The sequence below is a fragment of the Arthrobacter sp. AFG7.2 genome (assembly GCF_002892835.1).
Classification (GTDB): Bacteria; Actinomycetota; Actinomycetes; order Actinomycetales; family Micrococcaceae; genus Arthrobacter.
In genome coordinates this window covers 18,039-42,621 of the sequence record NZ_PJMB01000007.1, presented here as the reverse complement: position 1 = coordinate 42,621, position 24,583 = coordinate 18,039, and the positions used below count along the sequence as shown (strand labels likewise).

22 protein-coding genes, 1 tRNA gene and 1 riboswitch are annotated in these 24,583 nt (G+C 66.0%); of the genes, 21 read left to right on the top strand and 2 right to left on the bottom strand.

The window, feature by feature from the left end; all coding sequences use genetic code 11:
• Window positions 1-35 precede the first annotated feature (35 nt).
• The 9 genes from rpe to hisF all read left to right on the top strand — a co-directional run bounded on the left by rpe (window position 36) and on the right by hisF (window position 7,060).
• Entirely contained in the window at window positions 36-716 is a 681-nt protein-coding gene (rpe, locus tag CXX84_RS13220) for a ribulose-phosphate 3-epimerase (RefSeq protein ID WP_102977182.1), read from the top strand.
• 39 nt (window positions 717-755) lie between these two features.
• Window positions 756-905, top strand: a riboswitch (FMN riboswitch).
• A gap of 288 nt (window positions 906-1,193) precedes the next feature.
• Window positions 1,194-2,261, top strand: coding sequence for a bifunctional diaminohydroxyphosphoribosylaminopyrimidine deaminase/5-amino-6-(5-phosphoribosylamino)uracil reductase RibD (gene ribD, locus CXX84_RS13215; RefSeq protein ID WP_223253098.1), 1,068 nt, complete (start codon window positions 1,194-1,196; stop codon window positions 2,259-2,261).
• Window positions 2,261-2,905 carry a riboflavin synthase gene (locus CXX84_RS13210; protein ID WP_102977180.1) on the top strand — a complete coding sequence of 215 codons (645 nt, stop codon included), beginning with the start codon at window positions 2,261-2,263 and terminating at the stop codon, window positions 2,903-2,905. Before ribD ends, CXX84_RS13210 begins: the two co-directional genes overlap by 1 nt.
• Entirely contained in the window at window positions 2,902-3,651 is a 750-nt protein-coding gene (gene ribB / locus CXX84_RS13205; protein ID WP_102977179.1) for a 3,4-dihydroxy-2-butanone-4-phosphate synthase, read from the top strand. The genes CXX84_RS13210 and ribB overlap by 4 nt, the downstream gene beginning before the upstream one ends.
• Window positions 3,648-4,379 (top strand): GTP cyclohydrolase II, encoded by a 732-nt coding sequence (gene ribA / locus CXX84_RS13200; RefSeq protein WP_102977178.1) that lies wholly within the window; start codon window positions 3,648-3,650, stop codon window positions 4,377-4,379. Before ribB ends, ribA begins: the two co-directional genes overlap by 4 nt.
• Before the next feature lie 50 nt (window positions 4,380-4,429).
• On the top strand, window positions 4,430-4,918 hold the full coding sequence (gene ribH / locus CXX84_RS13195) for a 6,7-dimethyl-8-ribityllumazine synthase (RefSeq protein WP_102977177.1): 489 nt from the start codon (window positions 4,430-4,432) through the stop codon (window positions 4,916-4,918).
• Between the two features lie 98 nt (window positions 4,919-5,016).
• Complete coding sequence (locus tag CXX84_RS13190; RefSeq protein WP_009358176.1) at window positions 5,017-5,280, top strand: phosphoribosyl-ATP diphosphatase; 264 nt, start codon at window positions 5,017-5,019, stop codon at window positions 5,278-5,280.
• Between the two features lie 87 nt (window positions 5,281-5,367).
• The gene (gene hisG, locus CXX84_RS13185; RefSeq protein WP_102977176.1) at window positions 5,368-6,228 is read left to right on the top strand and encodes an ATP phosphoribosyltransferase; all 861 of its coding nucleotides are present in this window, start codon (window positions 5,368-5,370) and stop codon (window positions 6,226-6,228) included.
• A 55-nt stretch (window positions 6,229-6,283) separates the two neighbouring features.
• Window positions 6,284-7,060, top strand: a complete 777-nt coding sequence (gene hisF / locus CXX84_RS13180; RefSeq protein WP_102977175.1) for an imidazole glycerol phosphate synthase subunit HisF — start codon at window positions 6,284-6,286, stop codon at window positions 7,058-7,060.
• 67 nt (window positions 7,061-7,127) lie between these two features.
• Here the strand turns inward: hisF and CXX84_RS13175 are convergent, their stop codons facing one another.
• Complete coding sequence (locus CXX84_RS13175; protein ID WP_102977324.1) at window positions 7,128-7,772, bottom strand: TIGR03085 family metal-binding protein; 645 nt, start codon at window positions 7,770-7,772, stop codon at window positions 7,128-7,130.
• Window positions 7,773-7,883: 111 nt separating this feature from the next.
• Here CXX84_RS13175 and hisI point away from each other — a divergent pair, with 111 nt between their 5' ends.
• The 11 genes from hisI to pyk all read left to right on the top strand — a co-directional run bounded on the left by hisI (window position 7,884) and on the right by pyk (window position 23,178).
• Entirely contained in the window at window positions 7,884-8,327 is a 444-nt protein-coding gene (gene hisI, locus CXX84_RS13170; protein WP_102977174.1) for a phosphoribosyl-AMP cyclohydrolase, read from the top strand.
• A 115-nt stretch (window positions 8,328-8,442) separates the two neighbouring features.
• Window positions 8,443-10,005 (top strand): anthranilate synthase component I, encoded by a 1,563-nt coding sequence (locus CXX84_RS13165; protein ID WP_102977173.1) that lies wholly within the window; start codon window positions 8,443-8,445, stop codon window positions 10,003-10,005.
• Window positions 10,005-10,646 (top strand): Trp biosynthesis-associated membrane protein, encoded by a 642-nt coding sequence (locus CXX84_RS13160; protein ID WP_102977172.1) that lies wholly within the window; start codon window positions 10,005-10,007, stop codon window positions 10,644-10,646. Before CXX84_RS13165 ends, CXX84_RS13160 begins: the two co-directional genes overlap by 1 nt.
• Before the next feature lie 103 nt (window positions 10,647-10,749).
• Complete coding sequence (locus CXX84_RS13155) at window positions 10,750-11,037, top strand: HGxxPAAW family protein (protein ID WP_102977171.1); 288 nt, start codon at window positions 10,750-10,752, stop codon at window positions 11,035-11,037.
• Window positions 11,037-11,858 (top strand): indole-3-glycerol phosphate synthase TrpC, encoded by an 822-nt coding sequence (trpC, locus tag CXX84_RS13150; RefSeq protein WP_102977170.1) that lies wholly within the window; start codon window positions 11,037-11,039, stop codon window positions 11,856-11,858. Before CXX84_RS13155 ends, trpC begins: the two co-directional genes overlap by 1 nt.
• 111 nt (window positions 11,859-11,969) lie before the next feature.
• Complete coding sequence (trpB, locus tag CXX84_RS13145) at window positions 11,970-13,298, top strand: tryptophan synthase subunit beta (RefSeq protein WP_102977169.1); 1,329 nt, start codon at window positions 11,970-11,972, stop codon at window positions 13,296-13,298.
• A complete protein-coding gene (gene trpA / locus CXX84_RS13140) occupies window positions 13,295-14,122 on the top strand; it encodes a tryptophan synthase subunit alpha (RefSeq protein WP_102977168.1) in 828 nt (275 codons plus the stop codon). The genes trpB and trpA overlap by 4 nt, the downstream gene beginning before the upstream one ends.
• Before the next feature lie 3 nt (window positions 14,123-14,125).
• Window positions 14,126-15,295, top strand: a complete 1,170-nt coding sequence (lgt, locus tag CXX84_RS13135) for a prolipoprotein diacylglyceryl transferase (protein WP_102977167.1) — start codon at window positions 14,126-14,128, stop codon at window positions 15,293-15,295.
• A gap of 263 nt (window positions 15,296-15,558) precedes the next feature.
• Window positions 15,559-20,172 carry a glutamate synthase large subunit gene (gene gltB, locus CXX84_RS13130; RefSeq protein ID WP_102977166.1) on the top strand — a complete coding sequence of 1,538 codons (4,614 nt, stop codon included), beginning with the start codon at window positions 15,559-15,561 and terminating at the stop codon, window positions 20,170-20,172.
• On the top strand, window positions 20,165-21,622 hold the full coding sequence (locus CXX84_RS13125; protein WP_102977165.1) for a glutamate synthase subunit beta: 1,458 nt from the start codon (window positions 20,165-20,167) through the stop codon (window positions 21,620-21,622). The genes gltB and CXX84_RS13125 overlap by 8 nt, the downstream gene beginning before the upstream one ends.
• 65 nt (window positions 21,623-21,687) lie before the next feature.
• Window positions 21,688-23,178, top strand: a complete 1,491-nt coding sequence (pyk, locus tag CXX84_RS13120) for a pyruvate kinase (protein WP_102977164.1) — start codon at window positions 21,688-21,690, stop codon at window positions 23,176-23,178.
• A 113-nt stretch (window positions 23,179-23,291) separates the two neighbouring features.
• Here pyk and CXX84_RS13115 read toward each other — a convergent pair whose 3' ends face one another.
• Window positions 23,292-23,897: an ANTAR domain-containing response regulator gene (locus CXX84_RS13115; RefSeq protein WP_009358190.1), complete on the bottom strand. Its 606-nt coding sequence runs from the start codon at window positions 23,895-23,897 to the stop codon at window positions 23,292-23,294.
• Window positions 23,898-24,102: 205 nt separating this feature from the next.
• On the opposite strand from CXX84_RS13115, the gene CXX84_RS13110 reads away from it, so the two are divergent.
• A tRNA-Leu gene (locus CXX84_RS13110) sits at window positions 24,103-24,184 on the top strand.
• The last annotated feature ends 399 nt before the right edge of the window (window positions 24,185-24,583 follow it).

Below are 24,583 nucleotides of genomic sequence, written 5' to 3'. Positions count from 1 at the left end.
GACCATCCCTCCCACAGACCGTGAAAGGCAACCCCGTGAAGCAGTGCTGCATCAACCCGAGCATCCTCTCCGCCGACTTCGTCAACCTGGCGGCCGAACTGCAGCGCATCAGCACTGCTGACGCCGTGCACGTGGATGTCATGGACAACCACTTCGTCCCCAACCTGACCATCGGGTTGCCCGTGGTGCAGCGTATCCAGGCTGTCAGCCCCGTTCCCCTTGATGCGCATTTGATGATCGCGGACGCGGACCGCTGGGCGCCGGGGTTTGCCGACGCCGGCCTGGCGTCGGTCACCTTCCACGCCGAGGCGTCCATCGCGCCTGTGAAGCTCGCGCGCGAACTCCGCACCAGGGGTTCGAAGGCAGGGATGGCCCTCCGGCCCGCCACTCCGGTGGAGCCGTACCTGGACATGCTGTCCGAACTGGACATGCTGCTGATCATGACGGTGGAGCCCGGGTTCGGGGGACAGGCTTTCCTGGACATCACCCTGCCGAAAATCCGGCGCGCCAGGGCGGCCATCGATGGCTCCGGGATGGGTGTGGCCATCCAGGTGGACGGCGGCATCACCGAGGAGACCATAGTCCGGGCGGCCGAAGCAGGCGCCAACGTCTTTGTTGCCGGCTCCGCTGTATACGGGGCCGAGGACCCGGCTGCCGCGATTGGACGGCTCCGGGAACAGGGGACCCGGACGTTACGCCCCGCGGCGGCGGAATAGACGGGAGCCCGTGCCGGTTATGGCACAATAGCAACACACATACGTGCTCCGGGGTCGGTGTAAGTCCGAACCGGCGGTGACAGTCCGCGACCCGCGAGCCGGTGCTTTCCGAAAGGAAAACCCGGCGGACGGTTGAACCGGTGAAATTCCGGTACCGACAGTTAAAGTCTGGATGAGAGAAGCACGTACAGCTGTATCTGCGGGCATTCGTGCCCCGCAGCCTTCTGCTGTCGTATGCCCCCGGAGCCATCGCGGTTCGAGAGGGAAGGAACGACACGGGATGAACCCCAAGCGATGGCTCTTTAATGCCGAACGTCCTGCCGCTGCAGCGGACGCCGCATCAGCTGTGGTGACCGCAGCATGACGGCGGACAGCCCGATGCCTGTTGCCGGTACCGGCACTGATCTGCATGCTGTCCATCCGGTCCAGGCCGTTGACGGCGCACTAACTGCCTTCAGCGCCGACGAAACCGGAGCCATGGAGGCTGCCCTGCAAGCAGCCCTGCGGGGCCCGCGCGGAGCGAACCCCCTTGTGGGCGCCGTCGTCGTGGACCCTGACGGCCGGCACCTGGTCACCGGGTACCACCGCGGTGCCGGCACCGCACATGCCGAGGCCGATGCGATCGCCCAGGCGACAGCCGCGGGCCTGGACCTGTCCGGCTGCACCATGGTGGTGACGCTTGAGCCCTGCAACCACGTCGGTCGCACCGGCCCCTGTGCCCAGGCCATTATTGCCGCAGGAATAAGCGATGTGGTGTACGCCGTGGACGATCCGCACGACCCCGCCGCAGGTGGAGCAACAACCCTGCGCGCAGCAGGCGTCCGCGTCCGCAGCGGCCTGGGAGCTGCCGAATCCCTGGACCTGAACCGCCAGTGGTTTGAAGCCGTCACGGCCAAACGCCCTTTTGTGACGCTTCACATTGCCCAGACCCTGGACAGCCGCATCGCAGCCGAGGACGGCACCAGCCAATGGATTTCCTGCCCGGAGTCCCTGGCGGACAACCACTCCCTCCGCGGGCGGATCGACGCCATCCTGGTAGGGACCCAGACCGTCCTGGTGGACAATCCCCGCCTTACTGCCCGCGATTCCCTGGGCGCGCCGGCAGCGCGGCAGCCGGTACGGGCTGTGATGGGGCTGCGGGAGGTACCCGATGAAGCCGCCGTCCGGGGAACTGACGGCCTGGTCACCCACCTTCGCACCCGCGACCCGCACGCCGCGTTGTCCCTCCTGTACGCGTCCGGCACCCGCCACCTCATGGTGGAGGGAGGGTCCCGCATCCTGAGCGCCTTCCTTACGGCCGGGCTCGTTGACGAACTCATCGTTTACCTCGCGCCAACCTTGCTGGGTTCAGGCACCCCGGCGCTGGACGGCCTGGGGATCACCACCCTCGCCGATGCCCGGCAGTGGGAATGGGATGGGTCCGACGGCGGCGCCGTGCGCCAGCTGGGCCGGGACCTGAGACTTCACCTGAGACCGCAACGCACCGTTGCCCTCGACCCCCAACCAACCCGCGGCACCGCGGAGCACGCCCAGGAAGGCCACTGATGTTTACCGGAATTATTGCCGAACAAGGGCACGTTCTGTCCGTCGAGCGCGACGGTGACGCCAGCGCAACCGTCAGGCTGCATGCCCCTGGCACCACCGAAGGACTGGCGCTGGGCGGATCCATCGCCGTCAACGGCGTGTGCCTCACCGCCACGGAAATCAACGGCAAGGATTTCAGCGTTGACGTGATGGGGGAGACCTTGGTCCGCAGCACCATCGGGGAACTCGCTCCCGGCGATTCCGTGAACCTCGAGCGGTGTGTCCCGGCCGGCGGCCGGCTGGACGGACACGTGGTGCAGGGGCACGTGGACGGCGTCGGCGTGCTGCTGGAACGCGAGGCCCTCGGCAACTGGGAGCGGCTCCGGTTTGGGGTGCCCCCCAACCTGGCGCGCTATATCGCTGAGAAGGGTTCCATCGCCATCGACGGCGTGTCACTTACCGTGACCGCAGTCAGCGAAGCGCACGAGCAGGAACCCTGGTTCGAGGTGGGACTGATTCCGACTACCCTCGCCGAAACCGGGCTCGGTGCCAAAAGCACCGGCAGCCGGGTGAACCTGGAAGTGGACGTCCTGGCAAAATACACCGAGCGCCTGCTGGCGTTCAGCACGCATGCGCCTGCCGCTGGTGAAGGAGAGGCACGATGAACGCCGCAGTACAGTCCGAACCCGATGTGGCCCGCGCTGCCCCCGTCCCCACGTCAGGCAACGCAGCGGGAGGCAACACACCGGGACTCAACACCATCGAGGAAGCAGTCCGGGCCATCGCAGCAGGCCGGCCGGTGCTTGCAGTGGATAACGAGGACCGCGAGAACGAAGGCGACATCATCTTCGCAGCGCAGTTCGCCACCCCGGCGCTGATGGGATGGACCATCCGGTACAGCTCCGGAGTAATTTGTGTTCCCCTGTCCGGTGAACGCGCGGATGCCCTTGGGCTGCCGCCCATGGTGGCCGTCAACGAGGATGCAAAGGGAACCGCGTATACCGTCTCCTGCGACGCAGCGCTGGGAGTCAGCACCGGGATTTCCGCCACGGATCGTGCCCTCACGGCCAGGGTCCTGGCTGATCCGCAGGCCGTGCCGGCGTCCGTGACCCGGCCAGGGCATATATTTCCGCTGCGGGCAGTTGACGGAGGTGTGCAGGAACGGCCCGGCCACACTGAAGCCGCCGTGGACCTGTGCCGCCTGGCCGGCCTTGAGCCCGTCAGCGTGATCGCAGAAGTTGTTTACGATGACGGTGAGATGATGCGCCTGGATGGACTCCGCGCCTTTGCGGAAGAGCATGGCTGCCCCCTGATTTCCATCGAGGACCTGGCCGCCTACCTCGCGGCGGGGGCAGGGAATCCTGCGGACAACGCCCATGATGTTCCGGACGGACAGAAGGAGACACGATGACCGCTTCTGCAGCGCGGGACGACAGTTCCCCCCACGGCCACGAGCCCGGACGCAGCGGCAGCGGCGTAGTACCCCATCCGGTGAGCGGCGGACCCGTCGTCCAGCTGCCCACGGCTTTCGGTGATTTTGTGGCGCAGGCCTGGACCGACCTGGTGACCGGGGTGGAGCATCTGGCGGTCAGTTCCCCCAACCCGCCCAGGGACGGCAAAGCCCCCCTCGTCCGGTTGCACTCGGAATGCCTCACCGGCGACATCTTCGGCTCCTACCGCTGTGACTGCGGGGAGCAGCTGGCCTTTGCCTTGGAAATGATCCAGCAAAACGGCGGAACGCTGCTTTACCTGCGTGGCCAGGAAGGCCGCGGCATCGGCCTGGCGAACAAGATCAAGGCCTACGCGCTGCAGGAAGCAGGTTTCGACACGGTGGAGGCCAACGAGCAGCTCGGACTTCCCGTGGACGCGCGGTCCTACAACGCGGCAGCCCAGGTCCTGGCCGAGATGGGCCTGCATGAGGTCCGCCTGCTGAGCAACAACCCGGACAAGCAGAACAGGCTGGCACGGGCGGGTGTGAAGGTTGTGGAGATGGTTCCCACCGAAGTGCCCTCCCGGGACGAGAACATCCGCTACCTGCGCACCAAGAAGGACCGGATGGAGCACCGGCTGCTGCTGGACACCCATGTGGTGGCTGTTCCCGTCACCGCTCCGGATACCTTTGACCACGAACAAGACTGATCACCACCACCACTGATCACCACCAAGACTGAACGGAACAGAACTGACCTATGAGCGGACACGGCGCCCCCGATATCGACCTCACTACCCTGAACCCTGCGGAAACGTCGCAGCTGCGGCTGGCGATCGTGGCGGCCAGCTGGCACACCCAGATCATGGACGGCCTCCTCGATGGCGCGCTCCGGGCAGCGAAGGACGCCGGTATTGCCTCACCCACGGTCCTGCGGGTCCCCGGCAGCTTTGAGCTGCCTGTCGCGGCCGCCCGCCTCGCACCGCACTTCGACGCCGTCGTTGCCCTCGGCGTCGTCATCCGCGGCGGTACGCCGCACTTCGAGTACGTCTGCCAGGCGGCGACGTCGGGACTCACCGACGTCAGCGTCAACACCGGAGCCCCGGTGGGCTTCGGCGTCCTCACCTGCGACACCGAACAGCAGGGCCTGGACCGTGCGGGCCTGCCCGGCTCAAAGGAAGACAAAGGCCACGAGGCCGTCACCGCGGCGCTGGCCACCGCCGTCGTGCTCAAGCAGTACGGCAGGTAGCGCGCGCGGGACGGGCGCATGTGTGTTCGCTCACATCGCGCCCGTCATGCAGCGGCCCGGGAAGCGCCCTTTGGGCCGCAGCAAGTAGGCTGGAGGGCGTGAAGAATTTCGAGACGCTGTTCGCTGAGCTCAGCGAGAAGGCAGCCACCCGCCCGGAAGGCTCCCGCACCGTCGCTGAATTGGAGTCCGGTGTTCACGGCATCGGCAAGAAAGTCGTTGAGGAAGCAGCCGAAGTCTGGATGGCTGCCGAATATGAATCCGATGAAGCGGCGGCCGAGGAAATCTCCCAGCTGCTGTACCACCTGCAGGTTCTGATGCTCGCCAAAGGCCTGACCCTGGAAGACGTCTACAAGCATCTGTAGCCACCGGTCCGGCGCGTTTGCCGCCGGTGCCTGCCGTGGCCTGCATTGCCTGAACACATAGACCTTCCGAACCCAGAAAGATTTTCCATGCTGCGAGTAGCCGTCCCCAACAAGGGCTCATTGTCCGAAGCCGCCTCTGCCATGCTGTCCGAGGCGGGTTACCGCCAGCGGCGCGATTCGCGCGAGCTGGTCATGATGGACCCGGACAACGACATTGAGTTTTTCTTCCTCCGCCCCCGCGATATAGCCGTGTACGTCGGGCAGGGAACGCTCGACGTCGGCATCACCGGCCGCGACCTGCTCCTGGATGCCGAGGTGGCGGCGGAAGAGCTTCTTCCGCTGGGTTTTGCAGGCTCGACGTTCCGTTTTGCAGGGCCGGTCGGGGACTTCGCCAAGGTTGAGGAACTCGAGGGCAAGCGGCTTGCCACCAGCTATGACGGTCTGCTCCGCGGTTATCTTGCCGGGCGTGGCATCAACGCCAAGGTGGTCCGCCTGGACGGCGCCGTGGAATCATCGGTCCGCCTGGGCGTCGCGGACGCCATCGCCGACGTCGTCGAAACCGGCAACACGCTCAAAGCGGCCGGGATGGAGATCTTCGGCGATCCCATCCTGAAGTCCGAGGCCGTGCTGATCCGCCGGTCCGGAGAGGGCGGCGCCGCGAACGGCACGGCCAAGGAGATCGAGGTCCTGATCCGCCGCCTGCAGGGTGTGCTTGTAGCGCGCCAGTACGTCCTCATGGACTACGACATCCGCAAGGAGCTCGTGGAACAGGCCGCGGCCCTGACCCCGGGCCTGGAATCGCCCACCGTCTCGCCGCTGCGCGATTCGGACTGGGTTGCCGTCCGCTCCATGGTGCCCAAGAAGGAAACCAACCGGATCATGGATGAACTGTATGACCTCGGCGCCCGCGCCATCCTGGTCAGCAGCATCCACGCCTGCCGCATCTGACCGGCCCGCGCAACACCCTGCGCATTTTTAGAATTCAAAACTTCCAGGAGCTCCCATGGCAGTAGCAGTACGCGTCATTCCCTGCCTCGACGTGGACGCCGGGCGCGTCGTCAAAGGCGTTAACTTCGAAGGCCTCCGCGATGCCGGTGACCCCGTGGAACTGGCCCACCGCTACGACAACGCCGGCGCGGACGAGCTGACCTTCCTCGACGTGACGGCATCTTCGGGCAACCGCGAAACCACGTTCGATGTGGTCCGCCGGACCGCGGAAGAAGTCTTCATTCCGCTCTGCGTCGGCGGCGGTGTCCGCGGTGTGGCCGAAGTGGACAAGCTGCTGCGCTACGGCGCGGACAAGGCCTCCATCAACACCGCTGCCGTCGCCCGGCCCGATGTCATCGACGAGATCACCCGCCACTTTGGATCCCAGGTTCTTGTGTTGTCCGTGGATGCCCGCCGCACCCGCCCGGGTTCCCAGCCAACGCCGTCGGGATTTGAAGTGACAACCCACGGTGGCCGCACAGGCACCGGAATCGACGCGATCGAATGGGCCAGGGAAGCCGCAGACCGCGGCGTGGGCGAGATCCTGCTCAACTCCATCGACGCGGACGGGACAAAGGACGGATTCGACCTTGAGCTCATCAAGCTGGTCCGGGCCGCCGTCAAGGTCCCCCTGATTGCTTCAGGTGGAGCGGGGGAGCCGGCCCACTTTCCGCCGGCAGTTGCAGCCGGTGCCGACGCAGTCCTGGCGGCATCGATTTTCCACTGGGGGCCGGACAACATGATGCACCTGGTCAAGGACGCCATCCGGGACGCGGGCTTCGAAGTCCGCTGATCCCCACCCGCCCCCTAACCTCGCTTGGCTTCGGCCAGGGGAGCCTGCGGGCGTGGGCCCAGCGCTTTTAGAGGCCTACTTCGGCGGACTGGAGGAGGGCGACGGCGTCGGGCTGGCCTTCGAACGTGACCAGCGCATGGCGCGTGCGGCCGTGGGCGTGCATCAGCAGCTCGCCCGGCTCGCCCACGATAGCCACTGACACCGGGGCGCGCTTGGCAACGTGACGCGGTCCGGACGGGCGGACCAGGACGATGCCGAGGTCAACACCGCGGTACAGGATGGCCGCGCGCTTGACGAGTTCGTCCCACAGGGCCTCCGAGTAAGCCTCATCCAGAGCCCGTGGCGCCCACCGGTCAACGGCCCGGCGGACGTCCTCCGTGTGCACAAAGTACTCGATGAGGTTGGAGCTCTCATCCAGCGCCTTGATGTTCATGGGTGACAGGGCCGGCGGACCCGCACGGAACGTGTTGACGAGCTTTGCGTAGTCTTCCGAACTGGCCAGTTTCGCTGCCAGCCTGGCAGTCGCCTGGTCCGAAGCCTTCGCCAGCCGCTTGATGATCAGGCCCAGCCCTACAGCAGCCTTGCGTTCGCGCAGGTACAGATGCGCGGCAAGGTCCCTGGTGCGCCAGCCCTTGCAGAGTGTGGGCGCATCAGGACCGGCCGCAAGCAGGGTCTCGGCCAGGACTTCTCGGGAAGGTTCGACGAAATGCATCACTTGTGAAACTAGCATGACAGGCGAGGAGTTGGGCAGGGCGGCCGCCACTGCTGGCGTGCCGTTGTTCACACACCCGGCGGCTCCCGTGCAGGCACTAGACTTGACCTGATGTCTGAGCACCCTGCCCCCGTCCCAAACCCCGGTTCTGCCGCGCCCGTGGCGTCTTCGCCCGGCACCGCCGCCGCGCCCTCCGCAAGCCCGCTTCCCCTGGAACTGGCCGCTGCCCTTAAGCGTGACAGCGCAGGCCTGGTTGCCGCGGTGGTGCAGCAATACGACACCAATGAAGTACTGATGCTGGGCTGGATGGACGACGAAGCGCTCCACCGCACCATGACCACCGGCCGCGTCACCTTCTACTCGCGCTCCCGCCAGGAGTACTGGCGCAAGGGGGACACCTCCGGGCATGTGCAGTGGGTCAAGTCAGTGGCCATGGATTGCGACGGCGACGCGCTGCTGGTGCGCGTGGACCAGGTCGGCGCGGCCTGCCACACCGGCACCCGCACCTGCTTTGACGGCCGGGACCTGGCAGTCAGCACGGGCCAGGCAGGCTAAAACCCTTTGACCGCAGCCCGCTGCGGAGCGCAGGAAGGGGCGGCCCTTCCCTGCAAGCACACCACCCAGGCGCCGGCGCAGACGGCCCCACGAGAACAGGCGGAACAGCATAGCCATGCAGGACCTTGGAATCATCAGCCCGGGCCTCGAGGAATTCCGGGAGCTGGCCGGGCACAGCCGCGTCATTCCCGTCCGGCTCAAAGTGCTCGCGGACGCCGAGACACCCATCGGTTTGTACCGGAAGCTGGCCAACGGGCAGCCCGGTACCTTCCTGATGGAGTCCGCCGCGGTGGGCGGAGCATGGTCGCGCTACTCGTTTATTGGCGCCAGGTCGCGGGCCACGCTGACCACAAAGGACGGACGCGCGCACTGGCTGGGCCAGCCGCCTGCGGGGGTCCCGGTGGACGGCAGCCCCGTGGACGCCGTACGGGACACCATTGAAGCCCTCCGCACTGACCGGTTTGATGGCCTGCCGCCCTTCACCTCCGGCCTGGTGGGATTCCTGGGCTGGGAAACAGTACGGCACTGGGAACGCCTGGTCAGCCCGCCGGAGGATGACCTGCAGCTGCCGGAAATGGCGCTGAACCTGGTCACGGATATGGCCGTCCACGACAATGTGGACGGAACCGTGCTGCTCATCGCGAACGCGATCAACTTCGACAACAGCTCAGAGCGCGTGGATGAGGCCTGGCACGACGCCGTGGGCCGGGTCAAAGCGCTCCTGGCAAAAGTCAGCACTCCGGTGGCGCAGCCCGTCTCCGTCCTGGCTCCCGCAGCGCTCGACTTCGCCTCCAGTGTGCAGGAACGCTGGGACGAGGCCGAGTACCTGGCTGCCCTGGACCGCGGCAAGGAAGCCATCGTGGACGGCGAGGTGTTCCAGGTGGTCATCTCCCGCCGCTTCGAGATGGACTGCGGTGCCTCAGCGCTGGACGTCTACCGGGTGCTGCGCAACACCAATCCCAGCCCGTACATGTACATCTTCAGCCTGGAGGACGCGGACGGCCGGGAGTACTCGATTGTGGGTTCCTCGCCTGAGGCGCTGGTGACGGTGACCGGCGAGGAAGTCATTACCCACCCCATTGCCGGGTCGCGCCCCCGCGGCAGGACGGTGGAGGCGGACAAAGCACTCGCTGAGGAGCTCCTGGCGGACCAGAAGGAACGCGCGGAACACCTGATGCTGGTGGATCTCTCACGCAATGACCTCTCCAAGGTCTGCGTTGCCGGGACCGTCGACGTCACCCAGTTCATGGAGGTGGAGCGCTTCAGTCACATCATGCACCTGGTATCCACCGTGGTGGGGCAGCTTTCCCCGCAGGCCAAGGCCTATGACGTGCTGAAGGCGACGTTCCCGGCCGGCACCCTTTCCGGAGCCCCCAAGCCCCGCGCCCTGCGGCTCCTGGACGAGCTGGAACCGCACCGGCGCGGCATCTACGGCGGGGTGGTGGGCTACCTCGATTTCGCCGGCGACATGGACATGGCCATTGCCATCCGCTCGGCGCTGATCCGGGATGGCCGGGCCTATGTCCAGGCGGGCGGCGGCATCGTGGCGGACTCCGTCAACCCCACCGAAGCCCTCGAAACCGTCAACAAAGCCGCAGCACCCCTTCGAGCCGTCCACACCGCAGGGTCGCTGCAGAACATCTCAGCGGACTCGCTTCCCGCCGGGTCGGACTCCTGATGCCTGCCACCGGACCGGCAGCAGGGCAGGCAGGGGCAGCAGCGGCAGCGGGAAAGGGTTCGCCTGCGCCGGCGTGGGCCCGCAAATCCACGCTGGTGCTCCTCATCGCCCTCCTGGCGCTGGCAGTCTTCGGCACCACCACCCAGACGTGGATCAACGTCACCCTCGATGCAAACCAGGCCGGCGCTGCGCAGGACGCCCTTGAGGTACAGGGAAGCAAGGCCGCCACCACCGTCACGGCGCTGGCGCTGGTGGCCCTCGCCGGGGGCCTGGCAGCCGCCATAGCCGGAAGGATTGCGCGGTGGATCATTACCGCCATCATCGTTCTTGCGTCGGCCGGCATTGTTGCTGCCGCTGCAACCGTCCTCGCCAATCCCCTGGCGGCCGCCCAGGGGTCCATAGCTGAAGCAACAGGCGTCACCGGAAGCCAGGCCCAGGTGGCCGTCACCGCGATGCCTGTCCTCGCCGTCGTCGCCGGGTGCCTGCTGGCCCTGGCAGCCTTCGCCATCGTTCCGGCAGGGCGGCACTGGAAGGCCCGGACGAGATATGACGCCCCGGCGGCAGGCAGCCCCGCCACGGCCGGTCCTGTGGACGAAATCGACAGTTGGGACAGGCTCTCGCGGGGAGACGACCCGACCTGACCGGACGGCCCGGACAAGCGGAGCCGGCAGCGCGCCGCCCGATAACGGGTCACCGGCCAAAAAATGGCAGAATGTAAGCAGTATCCACCCTGAGGAGATTTTCATGAGCAAAGCACCTGCGTCCGTTTCCAAGTCAGGCACCCGCACGGTAGCCCCCGGCGCCGTCGACCACAGCCAGGAACTCGGCCACGGCAACAGCCCGGCAGCCTGGACCTGCGTCATCGTTATGCTGGTGGGCGCCCTCATCATGTCAATCGCTTTTGTTATTGCCAACACCCCCATCTTCATCGCCGGCGGCGGCGTGATGGTCCTGGGCCTGATCCTGGGCTTCGTGATGCGCAAGGCAGGCTACGGCGTCGAAGGCAGCAAGCTGAAGAACAACGGCCACTGATGTCCACTGTTCTCGATGACATCAATGCCGGTGTCAGGGAGGATATGGACGCGCGGAAACGCCTCGTTTCCCTCGCTGAACTGAAGGACCTGGCCCGGGCCGCGGCGCCCGCCCGCGATGCCTGGAAAGCGCTCGGCGGCACGTCCCCGTCCCGGCAGGACCTCAAGGTCATTGCGGAAATCAAGCGCCGCAGCCCCTCGAAGGGCGATCTTGCCGCCATTGGCGATCCCGCGTCCCTCGCCAGGCAGTATGCCGACGGCGGTGCCTCCGTCATCAGCGTCCTCACCGAGCAGCGGCGCTTCAGCGGGTCCCTCGCGGACCTCGATGCCGTCCGCGCCGCCGTCGATATTCCGCTGCTGCGGAAGGATTTCACGCTGGATGAGTACCAGATCTGGGAAGCCCGCGCCCACGGCGCGGACCTGGTCCTGCTCATTGTTGCTGCACTCTCGGACGCCCAGCTCGCCGATTTCAGCGCCCTCAGCCGCGAACTCGGCATGAACGTGCTGGTGGAAACGCACACCGAAGAGGAAATCGAACGTGCGGTTGCTGCCCAGGCGCGCATCATCGGCGTCAACGTGCGCAACCTGAAGACGCTCGACGTCGACCGTTCTGTTTTCGCTTCACTGGCGGGACTGATTCCGGCGGAGGCCATTGTGGTTGCCGAGTCCGGCGTCCGGGACGCCGACGACGTCACCCACTACGCCGCCAGCGGCGCCAACGCCATCCTTGTTGGCGAGGCACTGGTCAGCCACTCGACGCCGCAGGAGCGGATCGCCGGGTTCAAGGCGGCCGGCGCCGCCGCGATTGCCGCCCGCGGCTGACACGCACTCCCCGGCGCAGGGGACAAACCAGGGCTGCCGCCCGCCGGACGGTCCTGCCCGGCAACAGCCGGGCCACACATTTGATCGACGAACTGGAACAGGACGGGACTGATGGCTGAAGCAACCTCAGGAAACGCTGACAACAATGCCGCGGAAGCATTCCTGCAGGGCGGCTCCCTCAAGCACGCCCCGGGACCCTACTTCGGCAACTACGGCGGACGCTGGATGCCGGAATCCCTGATAGCCGCCCTGGACGAACTTGAGGAAACCTTCAACAAGGCCAAGGACGATCCCGAGTTCCGGGCGCAGATTACCGACCTGAACAAGAACTACTCAGGCCGGCCCTCACTGCTGACCGAAGCCAAGCGCTTCTCGCAGCACGCCGGCGGAGTCCGCATCTTCCTCAAGCGGGAGGACCTCAACCACACCGGATCGCACAAGATCAACAACGTCCTGGGCCAGGCACTGCTGGCCAAGCGGATGGGCAAAACACGCGTCATCGCGGAGACCGGAGCAGGCCAGCACGGCGTGGCCAGCGCCACCGCTGCTGCCCTCATGGGGCTCGAGTGCGTCGTGTACATGGGTGCCGAGGACTGCCGCCGCCAGGCCCTGAACGTCGCCCGGATGGAACTCCTTGGCGCCACCGTCATCCCTGTCACCAGCGGTTCGCAGACCCTGAAGGACGCCATCAATGATGCCCTGCGCGACTGGGTGGCGAACGTGGACAACACGCACTACCTCCTGGGCACGGCAGCCGGCGCCCACCCGTTCCCGGCGATGGTCCGGTACTTCCACGAGGTCATCGGCGAAGAGGCGCGCGCCCAGATCCTTGAGCAGGAAGGCCGGCTCCCGGACGCCGTCTGCGCCTGCATCGGCGGCGGTTCCAATGCCATCGGCATTTTCCACGGCTTCCTGGATGATCCCTCCGTCAAAATTTTCGGCTTCGAGGCCGGCGGCGACGGCGTGGACACGGGACGGCACGCCGCCACCATCACGCTCGGCAAGCCCGGCGTCCTGCACGGCGCCCGCTCGTACCTCATGCAGGACGACGACGGCCAGACCATCGAGTCCCACTCCATCTCCGCCGGCCTCGACTACCCCGGCGTGGGCCCGGAGCATTCCTACCTGTCGGATATCGGGCGCGTCAGCTACGAACCCATCACGGACAGCGAGGCCATGGAAGCTTTCCGGCTGCTGTGCCGCACCGAGGGCATCATTCCCGCCATTGAGTCCTCCCACGCGCTGGCCGGAGCCATGAAGGTAGGCCAGCGCCTTGCTGCCGAAGCCGCCTCCAGCGGCGGGACGGCCCAGGACAAGATCGTCATCGTCAACCTGTCCGGCCGCGGGGACAAGGATGTGGCCACCGCAGCCGAATGGTTCGACCTGTTGGACAAGGATTCCGCCGAGTCGGAAATCGGCAAAGAGGGGGAGCAGCTGTGACCACTGCACAGACCACCAGCAAGTCAGCGGCGGCCATCGACAAGGCCCGCGCTGATGGCCGCGCGGCCCTCATCGGCTACCTCCCTGCCGGGTACCCGAGCGTGGAGCAAACCATCGCCGCCGGCATCGCACTGGCTGAAAACGGCGCGGACCTGATCGAGATCGGCATTCCCTACTCCGACCCGGTGATGGACGGCCAGGTCATCCAGGCGGCCACCACCGAGGCGCTGGCCAAGGGGTTCACCGTCAGCCAGGTGTTCGACGTTGTGCACGGCATCACCAGCAAGACGGACGCAGCCGTCCTGGTCATGACCTATTGGAATCCCGTGGTCCGGATGGGCGTGGACGAGTTCTCCCGCCGCCTTTCCGAGGCCGGGGGAGCAGGGCTCATCACCCCGGACCTCATCCCGGACGAGGCGGCGGAATGGATGGAAGCATCCGACAAGTACGCCCTGGACCGGGTGTTCCTCGTGGCGCCGTCCTCCACTGCCGAGCGCATGCAGCGGACCGTGGACGCCAGCCGCGGCTTCGTCTACGCCGTGTCCATCATGGGCGTCACCGGTGCCAGGACCTCCGTCAGCACCGCGGCCAAGGACGTAGTGGCAGCAGCCCACGCGGCAGGTGCCGAACGGGTGTGCGTCGGCCTCGGCGTCTCCAACGCTGACCAGGTGCGCGAGATCGCCGCCTACGCCGAAGGCGTCATCGTGGGCACGGCCCTGGTGGCAGCAATCCGCGACGGCGGAGTCGACGCCGTCGCATCCCTCACCAAGGACCTCAGCACCGGCCTGAGCCGCGGCACCGTACTGACAGAGGAAGAAGCCTAGGCCATGCAGACCCTCCTTCAGGCAGCCGCCATGGTGCCGGCCAGCATCCCGAGCCCGGACTGGTCCGGGTTCGATATTCCCCTGCCCTGGGGAACGCTGCGCATCCATGCCTACGCCCTCTGCATCCTGGCGGGCATCGTGGTGGGCCTCTGGCTGACCTCGGTCCGCTGGGCCAGGCGCGGCGCACCTGAAGGCAGTGTCTGGGACATCGTCGTCTGGGCCATCCCCTTCGGGATCATCGGCGGCCGTTTGTACCACGTGGTCTCCTCGCCGGACGCCTATTTCGGGCCCGGCTTCGACGGTACTGGCGACCTCTCTCTGATCCCGCAAATCCAGCGCGGCGGGCTTGGCATCTGGGGTGCCGTAGTGCTGGGCGCTGTGGGTGCCTGGATCGGCTGCCGCCGCAGCGGCGTCAAGCTCAGCGCGTTCGTGGATGCCGCTGCTCCCGGACTGCTGCTGGCACAGGCCGTAGGCCGCTGGGGCAACTGGTTCAACCAGGAACTGTTCGGCGGGCCCACCACCGTGCCCTGGGGCCTGCAGATCGACGCTGACAACCCCAACTTTCCGGAGGGAACGCCCGCGGACACCCTGTTCCACCCCACATTCCTGTACGAATCGCTCTGGAACCTGGCCGGCGTCGTCATATTGCTCGCGCTGGACCGGAAGTTCAACTTCCGCCGCAGCCGGCTGTTCTGGCTCTACGCCATGTACTACACCCTTGGCAGGGTCTGGATCGAGGCAATGCGGATCGACGACGCCGAGCAGATTTCACTGTTCGGCATCACCACCCGCCTGAATGTCTGGACCAGCATCTTCGTCTTCCTGGCAGCCCTTGTGGCGTTCATCCTGCTGGGCATGAAGAAGCGCACGGAACTGGACACCGTGTATCTTCCGGGCCGGGAACCGGCGAAGGAAGACGGACCGAAAGACAGCGGGCAGGATGACGCTGCCGAGTCCGGCGACGAGGTCCGTGATCCGGACTCTGTTGTCTCAGATAGTGAATCGCGTGATAATCTCCCTGATAACCAAAGCGGTTCCCGGCGTGCTCCCGTTCCAACGGAAGAGGCCGCGGCTGCGCCGGCGGGCCTCACGCCCGGACCGGATGCAACGGCTGCCGGAAAGTCCGGCAGCACAGCCACTGGAACCGCGCCGGAAGCCGGCGCTACCAAGTAGCGCGCGGGCCAGGCAGGGCAGCAGAGCCACCGCTCGAAGCGCCCAATCACCACAATGTCGTGGCAGCGGGGCCACTCCGGACAGCTTAGAGCTGCTGTCCAGTGTTGCCCGGGGCAGGGGCCTGCGTAACTGTTAGTTCAGCAGGCCACGCTGACCTACAATTTCCAGTAAATAACACTTTGTTGTGCCCATCAGAGCGGCGCCGACGAGTGGGGCCAACGGTGTCCCTTCCATACGCACGATCAGGAGGAAGGACGTCTCCCATGACCCAAACTCTTCACACTCCCAGCTGGTCAGAACCGGACCAGCCTGAGACTGCCATGTCGCCGTTCAAGCGCTTCGCGGCCCTGCCGGAGGCACGCGGGCTCTACAACCCGGAGCAGGAGAAGGACGCCTGCGGCCTCGCCATTATCGCCACCCTCCGCGGCGAGCCCGGGTATGACATCGTGGACGCCGCCCTCACCGCCCTGCGCAACCTCGAGCACCGCGGTGCCGTGGGCGCGGACGAGGGCACCGGTGACGGGGCAGGCCTGCTCATGCAGATCCCGGATGAGTTCTTCCGTGCCGTCACGGAGTTTGAACTTCCCGCCCCCGGCCAGTACGTGGCCGGCACCGCCTTCCTCCCCGCTGAACAGCGCGAGGCCGACGCCGCCAAGGCAGGCATCGAGGGCCTCGCGGCCGACGAGGGCCTGAAGGTCCTCGGCTGGCGTGAGGTGCCTATCGTCGCCGACCTCGTCGGTGCCATGGCCCGCGCCTGCATGCCCTACTTCTCCCAGCCGTTCCTGGCCTCCGCCACGGGCGAGGAACTGGACCGCAACGAACTGGACTCCCGCGCCTGGCGGATCCGCAAGCGCGCGCAGAACAAGTTCGGCGTCTACTTCCCGTCGCTGTCCTCGCGGACCATCGTCTACAAGGGCATGCTCACCACCGCGCAGCTGGAGCCGTTCTATCCCGACCTTTCGGACAAGCGCTTCAAGACCAAGCTCGCGATCGTCCACTCGCGCTTCTCCACCAACACCTTCCCTTCCTGGCCGCTGGCCCAGCCATTCCGCACCATTGCCCACAACGGTGAGATCAACACCGTCAAGGGCAACCGGAACTGGATGCGGGCACGCCAGTCCCAGCTCGCCAACCCGCTGCTGGGCGACACCCCGGAAGAGCTGTACCCCATCTGCACCCCGGGTGCTTCGGACTCTGCCTCCTTCGATGAAGTAGCGGAACTGCTGTGGCTCTCCGGCCGCCCCATTACGCACTCGATCATGATGATGATCCCCGAGGCCTGGGAAAACCACGCCACCATGGATCCGGCCCGCCGCGCCTTCTACGAGTACCACTCCCTGCTGATGGAACCGTGGGACGGCCCGGCCGCTGTCTCCTTCACCGACGGAAACCTCGTGGGCGCCACCCTGGACCGCAACGGCCTGCGCCCCGGCCGGTTCTGGATCACCGAAGACGGCCTCATCGTCTTCGCCTCCGAGGTGGGCGTGATCGACGTCGAAGCCTCCAAGGTGGTCAAGAAGGGCCGCGTGTCCCCGGGCAAGATGTTCCTGGTGGACACCGAAGCCGGCCGCGTCATCGACGATGAAGAGGTCAAGGCCGAGGTCGCCGCCGCCAACCCGTGGGCGGAATGGGTCAAGGACAACCTGATCGACCTGAACGACCTTCCCGAGCGCGAGCACGTGGTCCACACGGCTGCGTCCGTGAACATCCGCCAGCGCACCTTCGGCTACACCACCGAGGAACTGAAGATCCTGCTGGGCCCCATGGCCCGTACCGGCGCCGAGCCCCTGGGTGCCATGGGCTCCGATACCCCGGTGGCCGTGCTGTCCAAACGGCCCCGCCTGCTCTTCGACTACTTCGTCCAGTCCTTCGCGCAGGTGACCAACCCGCCGCTGGATGCCATCCGTGAAGAGCTGGTCACCTCCCTGACCTGTGCCATCGGCCCCAACGGCAACCTCCTGGACACCAAGCAGGTCCGCCAGCCGCAGGTCCAGTTGCCGTTCCCGGTGATCAACAACGACCAGCTTGCCAAGATCGCCAACATCGAGAACGCCGACGGCGACAAGGTGGCCATGAAGGTCCGCGGGCTTTACCGCCCCGAGGGTGGCGAGAACGCGTTGCGTGCACGGCTTACCGAGATCTGCGAGCAGGTGTCCGGCGCCATCAACCGCGGTGTCCAGTACATCGTGCTCTCCGACCGTGACTCAAACGCCCAGTGGGCGCCCATCCCGTCGCTGCTGCTGGTCAGTGCCGTGCACCACCACCTGCTGCGCAGCGCCAACCGCACCAAGACCGCCCTGGTGGTTGAGGCCGGCGACGTCCGCGAGACGCACCACGTGGCTGTCCTGATCGGCTACGGTGCGTCCGCCGTCAATCCGTACCTGGCCATGGAGTCGGTGGAGCAGCTGATTGCTGCCGGTGACGTCACCGGCGTCACCCCGCAGGACGGTGTCTACAACCTGATCAAGGGCCTCGGCAAGGGCGTCCTGAAGATCATGTCCAAGATGGGCATCTCCACGGTGGCCTCCTACACCGGCGCGCAGACCTTCGAGGCGCTTGGCCTGGGCCAGGACCTCGTGGACGAGTTCTTCGCAGGCACCCACTCACAGCTTGGCGGCGTGGGCCTGGATGTCATCGCCGCAGAGGTTTCGGCACGCCACCAGATGGCGTACCCCGAGGGCGGCATCGAGCAGCCCCACCGCCCGCTGCTGGGCGGTGGCGAGTACCAGTGGCGCCGTGACGGCGAGCCGCACCTGTTCAACCCGGAAACTGTCTTCAGGCTGCAGCATGCCACGCGTGAGCGCCGCTACGACATCTTCAAGGCCTACACCAGGGGAGTGGACGACCAGTCCCAGAACCTGATGACCCTCCGCGGCCTGCTCAAGTTCAAGAACGAGCGCCCTGCCGTTCCGCTCGAGGAAGTGGAGCCGGTCTCCAGCATCGTCAAGCGGTTCTCCACGGGTGCCATGAGCTACGGCTCCATCTCGCAGGAGGCCCACGAGACGCTGGCCATTGCCATGAACCAGCTGGGCGGCAAGTCCAACACGGGTGAAGGCGGCGAGGACGTTGACCGCCTGCTCGACCCGAAGCGCCGCTCCGCCGTCAAGCAGATCGCGTCAGGCCGGTTCGGCGTGACCAGCCTGTACCTGACCAATGCTGACGACATCCAGATCAAGATGGCCCAGGGTGCCAAGCCCGGCGAAGGCGGCCAGCTGATGGCGCAGAAGGTCTACCCGTGGGTGGCCCGGACCCGCCACTCGACCCCCGGCGTCGGATTGATCTCCCCGCCCCCGCACCACGACATCTACTCCATCGAGGACCTCGCGCAGCTGATTTACGATGCCAAGCGCGCCAACCCCTCGGCCCGGGTGCACGTCAAACTCGTCTCCGAGGTGGGCATCGGCACTGTTGCCGCCGGTGTGACCAAGGCGAAGGCCGACGTCGTGCTTGTTTCCGGCCATGACGGCGGAACCGGCGCCTCGCCGCTGAACTCCCTGAAGCACGCAGGTGTACCGTGGGAGCTCGGCCTGGCAGAGACCCAGCAGACCCTGATGCTCAACGGCCTGCGCGACCGCGTGGTGGTGCAGGTCGACGGCCAGCTCAAGACCGGCCGCGACGTCGTGATCGCCGCACTGCTGGGCGGCGAGGAGTTCGGCTTCGCCACCGCCCCGCTGGTGGTGGAAGGCTGCATCATGATGCGCGTCTGCCACCTGGACACCTGCCCGGTGGGCGTGGCCACGCAGAACCCCGAACTCCGCGCACGCTTCAGCGGCAAGCCCGAGTTCGTGGTCAACTTCTTCGAGTTCCTCGCAGAGGAAGTCCGCGAAATCCTGGCAGAGCTTGGCTTCCGGAGCCTTGAAGAGGCCATCGGGCACGCCGAGGTCCTCGACGCCCGGGAGGCTGTCAACCACTGGAAGGCCGACGGCCTGGACCTGGACCCCATCCTGCACGGGCTGGAGTTCGATGACGACGCCCCGCTGCGGAACATGACCGGCCAGAACCATGAGCTGGACAAGCACTTCGACCAGCGGCTGATCACCATGGCCACCGAGGCGCTGACGGACCGCAGCCCGGTCAGGATCGCGGTGGACGTCATCAACACGGACCGCTCGGTGGGCACCATGCTGGGCCACGTCGTCACCAAGACGTTCGGGACCGACGTCCTTGCCACGGACACCATCGACATCACCCTCAGCGGCACGGCCGGCCAGTCACTGGGCGCCTTCCTGCCCGCAGGCATTACCCTGCGGCTGTTCGGCGACTCCAATGACTACGTTGGCAAGGGCCTTTCCGGTGGCCGCATCATCGTCCGCCCGGACCGCACCAACGTGTTCAAGGCGGAGACGAACGTCATCGCCGGCAACGTGATTGGCTACGGCGCAACGAGCGGCGAAATGTTCCTGCGCGGCCAGGTGGGCGAACGCTTCCTGGTCCGCAACTCCGGCGCCACCGCCGTCGTCGAAGGCATCGGTGACCATGGCTGTGAGTACATGACCGGCGGCCAGACGCTGATCATCGGCCGCACCGGCCGCAACTTCGGCGCCGGCATGTCCGGCGGTACCGCGTACGTCCTGGACCTTGACGCCGCCCGCGTCAACAAGGACGCCCTGCAGTCCGGCGAACTCCAGCTCCGCGAGCTGGACGCCGAAGACCGCGACATCGTGCACGGCCTGCTGGTCAAGCACGTTGAAGAAACTGACTCCCAGCTGGCGGCGCGCCTCCTCGAGAACTTCGATGACACCACCGCCCGCATCACCAAGGTACTGCCGCGCGATTACGCGGCCGTGCTGCAAACCCGTCTCGACGCCATTGAAGAGGGCCTGGACCCTGACGGCGAAGAAGTATGGTCCCGAATCCTGGAGGTAACCGGTGGCTGATCCACGCGGATTTCTGAAAGTACGCCAGCGGGAAACCCAGCCGCGCCGTCCCGTTCCCGTCCGCATCATGGACTGGAAGGAAGTGTACGAGGCGCAGGAAAAGGGCACCCTGAAGGCGCAGGCCGGCCGCTGCATGGACTGCGGCATCCCGTTCTGCCACCAGGGCTGCCCGCTGGGCAACCTCATTCCTGAGTGGAACGACCTCATGTGGCGGGACAAGGGCGAGGAAGCCATCGAGCGCCTCCACGCCACGAACAACTTCCCGGAATTCACCGGCCGGCTGTGCCCGGCGCCGTGTGAAGCTTCCTGCGTCCTGGGCATCAACCAGCCCGCGGTCACCATCAAGCAGGTGGAAGTCTCCATCATTGACGAGGCTTGGGACAACGGCTGGGTGGAGCCGCTGCCGCCCGCACGCCTGACCGGCAAGACGGTGGCAGTGGTGGGTTCCGGCCCGGCCGGCCTGGCCGTGGCGCAGCAGCTGACGCGCGTGGGCCACACCGTTGCCGTGTACGAGCGCGACGACAAGATCGGCGGCCTGCTCCGCTACGGCATCCCCGACTTCAAGATGGAAAAGGAGCAGGTGGACCGCCGCGTCGAGCAGATGAAGGCCGAAGGCACTCGCTTCCGGACCGGCGTCGCTGTTGGCACCGACGTCACCTGGGAGCAGTTGCGCCGGCGTTATGACGCTGTGGTTGTCTGCACCGGTGCCATGGTTCCCCGTGACCTCCCCATCCCCGGACGCGACCTTGAGGGTGTCCACTTCGCAATGGATTACCTGGTTCCGGCAAACCGCGCGGTTGCGGGGGAATCAATCGAGAACCAGATCCACGCCCAGGGCAAGCACGTCGTGATCCTCGGCGGTGGCGACACCGGCGCGGACTGCCTCGGCACCGCCCACCGCCATGGTGCCGCCTCGGTGACCACCCTCGCCATCGGCAAGCAGCCGCCGGCGGAGCGTACCGGGCACCAGCCGTGGCCGACGTTCCCCACGCTGTTTGAGGTAGCCAGTGCCCACGAGGAAGGCGGTGAGCGCACGTACCTCGCCTCCACCGTGGAGTTCGTGGGCGAAAACGGCAAACTGACGGGCGTCAAGGTTGCCGAAACGGAATTCGTGGACGGCAAGCGCCTCCCCAAGGCCGGAACAGAACGGATCATTCCCGCGGACCTGGTGTTCCTGTCCCTGGGCTTCACCGGAGCCGAGCCTGCGGGCATCACCGAGCAGGTCAAGGCGGAATTCGACGGCCGCGGCAACGTGTCCCGGGACGGGTACTACATGACCAACACCGACGGCGTTTTCGTCGCCGGTGACGCCGGCCGCGGGCAGTCCCTCATTGTGTGGGCCATTGCCGAAGGGCGCGCCGCGGCTGCAGCCGTGGACAAGTACCTGATGGGAAGCACCATCCTTCCGGCTCCCGTTGCCCCGACGGACCGCGCCATCGCCGTCCTGTAGTGATGCAACGGAGGGTTCACCTCCGCGACAACTTAACCAATGCAAGAGACCAATAGGGTAGGTATATGAGACGCGCAAAAATTGTGGCTACGTTCGGCCCGGCCATCGCCAGCTACGACAACACTCTCGCGGTGCTGGAAGCCGGTGTTGACGTTGCCCGCATGAACATGAGCCACGGTGACTACTCCGTGCACGACAACACCTACGAGAACGTCCGCAAGGCAGCTGCGGACCTCGGCAAGGCCGTGGCCATCATGGCTGACCTGCAGGGTCCCAAGATCCGCCTGGGCCGCTTCGTTGACGGCCCGCACGAACTCTCCGTTGGTGACACCTTCACCATCACCACCGAAGACGTTCCCGGCACCAAGGACATCTGCTCCACCACGCTGAAGAGCCTCACCGACGACGTCAATGTGGGCGACGCCCTCCTGATCGACGACGGAAAGGTGGCCCTGCGTGCCACGGCCGTGGACGACGTGAAGGTCGTGGCCGAAGTGACTGTTGGCGGCATGGTGTCCAACAACAAGGGCATCAACCTTCCCGGCGTTGCCGTCAACGTCCCGGCGCTGAGCGAAAAGGACGAGGACGATCTCCGCTGGGCCATGCGCCGCGGCGTCGACCTGGTGGCTTTGTCCTTCGTCCGCGACGCCTCCGACATCACCCGGGTGCACGAGATCATGGACGAGGAAGGCCGGCGCGTGCCGGTCATCGCCAAGATCGAGAAGCCGCAGGCAGTGGAGCAGCTTTCCGAGATCATCGACGCGTTCGACGCCATCATGGTGGCCCGTGGCGACCTCGGTGTGGAGCTTCCGCTGGAGGAAGTGCCGATCGTCCAGAAGCGTGCCATCGAACTGGCCCGCCGTTGGGCCAAGCCGGTCATCGTGGCAACCCAGGTCTTGGAATCCATGATCGACAACCCGCGCCCCACCCGCGCGGAGGCCTCCGACTGCGCCAACGCCGTGCTCGATGGTGCTGACGCCGTCATGCTGTCCGGCGAGACCAGTGTGGGCAAGTACCCGATCGAAACCGTCAAGGTCATGGCCCGGATCATCGAGTCCACCGAGGTCCACGGCCTCGAGCGCGTCCCCCCGCTGGGGACCAAGCCGAAGACCCGTGGCGGCGCCATCACCCGTGCCGCCGTCGAAATCGCCGACCAGCTGGACGCAAAGTACATCTGTGCTTTCACCCAGTCCGGTGATTCGGCGCGCCGTCTGTCCCGCCTGCGCCCCATCAAGCCGGTCTTCGCCTTCACCCCGGTGGAGCAGGTCTGGAACCAGCTGGCACTGACCTGGGGAATCCAGCCGGTACTGGTCCAGATGGTGGACCACACCGACGAGATGACTGCGCAGGTTGACCGCAGCCTCATGGAGATGAACCTGGTGGACGACGGCGACCTGGTGGTTATTGCCGCCGGTTCCCCTCCCGGAAAAGCTGGCTCCACCAACTCGCTGAAGGTGCACAAGGTGGGCGACCTCGCCGACTCCACCCGCGTTGGCGAAGCGACCAGCAACAAGGAAAAGCTCGGCCCCTGGCCGGAAAAGAAGAAGAAGGCCTAGGCTTTCTGAAGCGCAAAGGACCCCTGCCAGGTGGCAGGGGTCCTTTGCGCTGTGTTGCTTTGTTGTGCTGTGGTTGAGCCCGCCGCATGGTGGCAGGCACAACCGGGGCGGAACTAGTTGACCTGGTTGATGATTGTTTCGGCCACTTCGCGCATGCTGAGGCGGCGGTCCATGGAGGTCTTCTGGATCCAGCGGAAAGCTTCCGGCTCCGTGAGGCCCATCTTGGTGGTGAGCAGGCTCTTGGCGCGCTCCACGAGCTTGCGGGTGGCGAACTGCTCCTGGAGGTCGGAGACTTCGCTTTCGAGGGCTTTTATCTCCTCGTGCCGGGAGAGTGCGATCTCCAGCGCGGGGATGAGGTCAGCCGGAGTGAACGGCTTCACCACATACGCCATGGCGCCGGCGTCGCGGGCACGCTCGACCAGTTCCTTCTGGCTGAACGCGGTCAGCAGAACCACGGGGGCGATGCGGGCTTTGACGATCTTCTCCGCGGCGGAGATGCCGTCCATGACGGGCATCTTGACGTCCATCAGGACCAGGTCCGGCTTCAGTTCCTCGGCCAGCTGGACGGCCTTCTCACCGTTGTCCGCCTCGCCCACGACGTCATAGCCTTCGCCGCGCAGGATCTCGATGATGTCGAGGCGGATGAGGGTTTCATCCTCCGCCACAATGACGCGGCGCGCCGGCTGGGACGTGGGCTTTGACTCCGTCTGTTCAGTCACGGGATCTCCTTGGAAAGGTACGGCGGGGACATCACTATCTTAGGTGCGCCCGGTCGCGTACTTGATCTGCATGGTCGGTTGCGGCGTCGGCGGCGCGATTCTGGAATTCAGCCTATCTGCATGTAGAGTAATTCCGCGTACGTGAAGTGATCGCGTTGCTCACAATCAGCTGTGGGCGTACGGTTTTGCCCTTCATGTATTCCGCGCCCGAGTGGCGGAATTGGCAGACGCGCCGCACTCAAAATGCGGTATCGAAAGGTGTGTGGGTTCGAGTCCCACCTCGGGCACAGTGTTTTCCCTCGTCAGAGGCGATTTTGCTTTAACGTGTGTACAAAGCTTGTGGTCGCGTCGCTCTGACGGCTGGTTCGCGGGCTTTGGCCTAGCCGCCGCGGTGGCCTCTTCAGGTGTGTGGGGTGGCGGGTTCAAGACCCTGGCTAGTGGGCCTTCCGCCTGCTGTCGCTGGGTTTATGGGTTCCTCTTCCTGGTTCTGTCGGGTTGGTCGGGAGTGGCCAACACCTGTTCATGGTCGGGAGTGGCGGGCACGACATGACGTCTCCGACTTTGGGCCGAAAATTATCTTTCCGAGACTCGTCTTCGACGTCTCGTGAGTCGTATGAGCTCGGTTTGTCCTGCCAAAGGGGGGGTGGACAATGTCCACACTTATATCTGCTTTATAGGGAGTGCCC